Raw genomic sequence first — 3974 nt, 5'->3', positions numbered from 1 at the left:
TGGCCCTCGTGGCGGTCGCGCAGGCACAGACGGTGGTGGAGTACATCCACACCGATGCGCTGGGCACGCCGGTGGCGGTCACCAACAGCGCGGGCGCGGTGATCGAGCGCAGCGTGTACGAGCCCTACGGCCAGCTGATCAACCGGCCACTGACAGACGGTCCGGGCTTCACCGGTCATGTGCAGGATTCGGCGACCGGGCTGACCTACATGCAGCAGCGCTATTACGATCCGCAGGCGGGGCTGTTCTTGAGCAGTGACCCCGTGACCGCACTAAGTGCACCAGTAGGGCTGTTCAACCGATACCGCTATGCAAACGGGAATCCATACAAATTCATGGATCCAGATGGAAGAAAGATCTGTTCTCCGCTAACCGGAGATGATTGTACTGTCAAGCCCCCTAACCCTTGGAACGGCATGCCGGGCGGGGATTGTCCGTTCTGTCTTGGCGACGACGCTAGCTTCGGAGAGAAAGAGCGAGACCTCGGACCTCAGTATGTGGGCAGGCTGGACGCTGTTCCAAACTCGGAAATGTACGAACTCCACGTCTACAGGCGTGGCCAAGACTTTGACGATGCTGTGAAGAGCAACAATAGAAAGTTGCTGCAACAACAGGAGGTTGGCGTTGTGGGTCCAGATGGAAATTGGCTGAACAAACATGGCCATACGAGCCCACCTACTATTAGCACTACAGCAGACAATAAGATTCGATCTGTGATTGCCCAAGAAGCGCGAGGAAGAGGTTGGCTCGCACCGCGAGGATCTGGAGTAAGCATTCGGGGATCACGGCTTACGGCAGAGATCCAGAAGGGGATGGGAAGAACGGGCTCCTTGACATACTTGAGGGCGCTCGGAAAGAGCTTAGGCGCCGCTGGTGTTGTCGGTGGGATACTTGACAATCTGAGTATCGAGCGGGCTTGTAGTGTTGACCCAGATTTTGATGGATGTTGACAAATGACTGATCATGTCTTGCTAAAGAACCGGCCCGTTCGACAGGCTCTTCGCTGTGGGGGAAAAATGTTGAGCGAGTCTCCCCCGGACCTTTTTGGTGGCTTCGTCTATGGAGTGACCGTTGAGTGTCCGCTAGACTCGAGCTCCAGACTTATCCTTTCCGTGCTGCTATCTCAATGGAATGAGGTAGTGGAACTCTGTTTTGATGGGGTCGAAAACCTCAGAATGCTCGATCTGAATCTAGCTGGTGGCTTCTCGATTCGGGAGTTCCTTGTGACTGGCCACGATGAAAATCAGGCGGCGCACTTTGCCAGCGATCTCGATGGCCTGAGCCTAGACTTCAAGTTTCGCGAAGCAACCTTTAGGTTGTTCCAACTTGAGCCGTCGCTGACACGGCACTATGTTGGATGGGACGAAAATCCGGGGTTATAGAAGGTTAGCCGACTGGTGAACTGCGCCGATCTCGCCACCAACTTTTCGCGATGGAGCGGGTTTCCCTACGGACTCTTTAGCGATCCACTGTTGTCGCGCTATATGCTCGCAGGGGCGAAGCTTAGTGAAGCTCTAGAAGATCCGATATTGTGAAGGTTGCAAACCGTCAGGCTAATGGGCGGGGTAAGTGAGGGACAGGGGGAGGGCAGGAGCAGTTGATTCGATTGATTTATCGAGGGTAGGGAATGGTAGTAGATGGGGCTTACGAGACAATTTGCGATTCAGTACTGACGCTCATGCCAAGAGCGCGGACTTGCCGGTGGAACCGGGCCTCATCTTCACGAAGAAACCTCTCATATCGAGCTGCATTGCGTCGCACGTCCTCGTGCGCAGACTCCTGAGCCTTGGCTGCCCATGCAGCGCGCCCCCCTCGATAAGCCTTAAGCAGAAAGGCGATAGAATCGGCCTCATTGCGCGGAAGCGAAAGATACGGAAGTCCGACCATTACATAGGGGCGACGTGAAGCGCTTCCGTAAACATGCTGCTGGGCTCGCCACAACGCTACCGGAATCGTAACGTCAGAAGGCGATGCGAACAGTGCTCGCGCAACTTCCTGAGCCTCAGGATCCACGACAGGATAGAGGCTTCCAATGTAACCACGTGCACCTGCGAATGTAGCGCGCATACTCAATTCGTGCCACGACCAGCAAGAATTGTTGAAGAAAAGGGGGGCCGATCCCATGGCGAATGCATGCGATGCGAAAAGCATGATTTCTCCATGCATCTGGATTCCCATTGAGCCGGGGACGCGGCCGACCTCCTCGCTGGCCACCAAGTATTCATTGCGCCCCTCAAGTCCACCGAGATCTCGCCAGGCCAACATAGCGCTACCTACAGGTAGCGCGTCCTTGCCGGCTTTGTCGCGCCAGCTTACGCCGTCCAATGAATGAAAGCGGTAGTACTCCATTACCCGAAACATATCCTCGACTCGGTCGTAACTAAAGCTAAGGGCGCGATCCACAACCAGCCTTCGGCACTTTCCTTCCAAGTCCGGGAACTCATAGGTAAGCCGATGTCCCTGAGCGTCTCCGGAATGGCTGGATATCACGATGACGTCATACGGGACGAGGTCAAGAAGAAACTGCACCATCATTGGAGTGGCCTCTGACCCATTAATCGTACGCACCAACGCTCCCCGTTCATAAAGGGCATGCGCTACATCGACCATCTCTGCGCTCTCGACCGCTCCCGGGTCGACAAGCAGAGCAGTACGCGTCGATCGCGCTCGCCCTTGGGAGGCCCAGATGCCCTCGATCGTAGACCGTCCAAAGTCGGGGTAGCGGTACATGTGGGTAACGGCCGTATGCGGAGCGATCACCCCCCAAGGAAATCCGGCCGTAACAAAAAGAATAGACTGATAGCCCGTCAGCTCCAGCGCCCCGACGTGCTGTCGAGCACGATCTACAATGGCATTGAAGCGCGCACTTACCTCGCCGCCTTCGCCAAGATCGTATATATCCTCGATCCAATGATCATGCAGTTCCTCGGCCAACTCTGGGATGGTCGCGAAAGAAGCATTGCTCGCGAAAGCGATGTTGCTGGCGATCACTTCCGCCAATGCATCACCCCGTTCGAACACTACAAGCAGATGTTGGCCCCGGCTTACCAACGATATCTCCGGCGAGGCGTCGAGGTCGATTACAAGTTCGCATGAGGAAAGACGCGCTTGGTACACCCCTACGCCCAAGTTGTCCTTTCCCCAGTGCAGCGCTCCTCTTGAGCGACTACGCCCGCCAACAATCGCCTTAAGATCCGGATATGCGTCATGGTGGGCACAGCGCGGCCAGCCAACCGCCATTGCTACTGCCGCGTCGTCAGGTAAGCCGCCGATCAGGACTTGTTCTATTCCAGCGAGAACCAGCGCGTTTCGTCGACGTATCGTTTCGTTCTCCGCGTCCTCACGTCCTAGCCGCGGCCCATCCATGACCGGAAAATAGCGTCCCTGACGAGTAAAGAGCGCGGATACCTGCGCTGCCAGAAGTGCGTCATCAGTTACAAGTGCACAATCTTGGAACGTCGGAGCGTAGAGCATGGGATTCCCCTGACCGATATCCATTCCCACCACAGGACGATTCTTCTCCGAAAGTGGATGCGATTACTTGGAGGGCGTGTAGTTCAAACTTAGAGGTTCTCCCAGAGATGCATTGACGCTCCATGGATACGGCGGCACGTGGTCCTTCTGGTATTGGTAACAGTACACGCTCGACATATTTCTGAGGTCATAAGCGCGCCCCAAGCGCAAGGCCAGGGAAGCCGGCGCGGCTAGTACCAGGTCAACACGTGCAACCGCGCGGTTTGTGAGCATGGCCATCAGTTCGAGGAATTGTTGGGAAAGTGCCGCCTGTTTTTCTGCAGACCAAAGGACATTGGGGCGCGGGTCTGGCAATGACAGCGTCACCATAGGCTGGACCGGCCAGAGCTCTGTAGACACTCAGTCGCCGCTCTGCGCGTAGCGCCTTTCAAACTCTACCGGTGACAGTCCGCGAGCGGAACCATGCCGGCGGATCGGGTTGTAGAACATCTCGATGTAGT

Annotated in this window: 4 protein-coding genes; 2 read left to right on the top strand and 2 right to left on the bottom strand. The window is 56.1% G+C overall.

Annotation, left to right across the window (positions count from 1 at the left end):
* A partial coding sequence (locus tag CSC76_RS18680) for an RHS repeat domain-containing protein (RefSeq protein ID WP_238395098.1) occupies positions 1 to 950 on the top strand: 950 nt, incomplete at its 5' end.
* Positions 951 to 1139: 189 nt separating this feature from the next.
* Positions 1140 to 1382: a hypothetical protein gene (locus tag CSC76_RS18675; RefSeq protein WP_162111463.1), complete on the top strand. Its 243-nt coding sequence runs from the start codon at positions 1140 to 1142 to the stop codon at positions 1380 to 1382.
* A gap of 262 nt (positions 1383 to 1644) precedes the next feature.
* Here CSC76_RS18675 and CSC76_RS18670 read toward each other — a convergent pair whose 3' ends face one another.
* Positions 1645 to 3474, bottom strand: a complete 1830-nt coding sequence (locus CSC76_RS18670; RefSeq protein WP_162111462.1) for a hypothetical protein — start codon at positions 3472 to 3474, stop codon at positions 1645 to 1647.
* Positions 3475 to 3537: 63 nt separating this feature from the next.
* Positions 3538 to 3843, bottom strand: a complete 306-nt coding sequence (locus tag CSC76_RS19465) for an SAVED domain-containing protein (protein WP_379606290.1) — start codon at positions 3841 to 3843, stop codon at positions 3538 to 3540.
* Positions 3844 to 3974 lie beyond the last annotated feature (131 nt).

This window comes from Pseudoxanthomonas mexicana (assembly GCF_010093385.1).
Taxonomy (GTDB): Bacteria; Pseudomonadota; Gammaproteobacteria; order Xanthomonadales; family Xanthomonadaceae; genus Pseudoxanthomonas_A; species Pseudoxanthomonas_A mexicana.
Note: the sequence above shows the minus strand (reverse complement) of the source record. Positions and strands in the feature narration are given on the sequence as shown.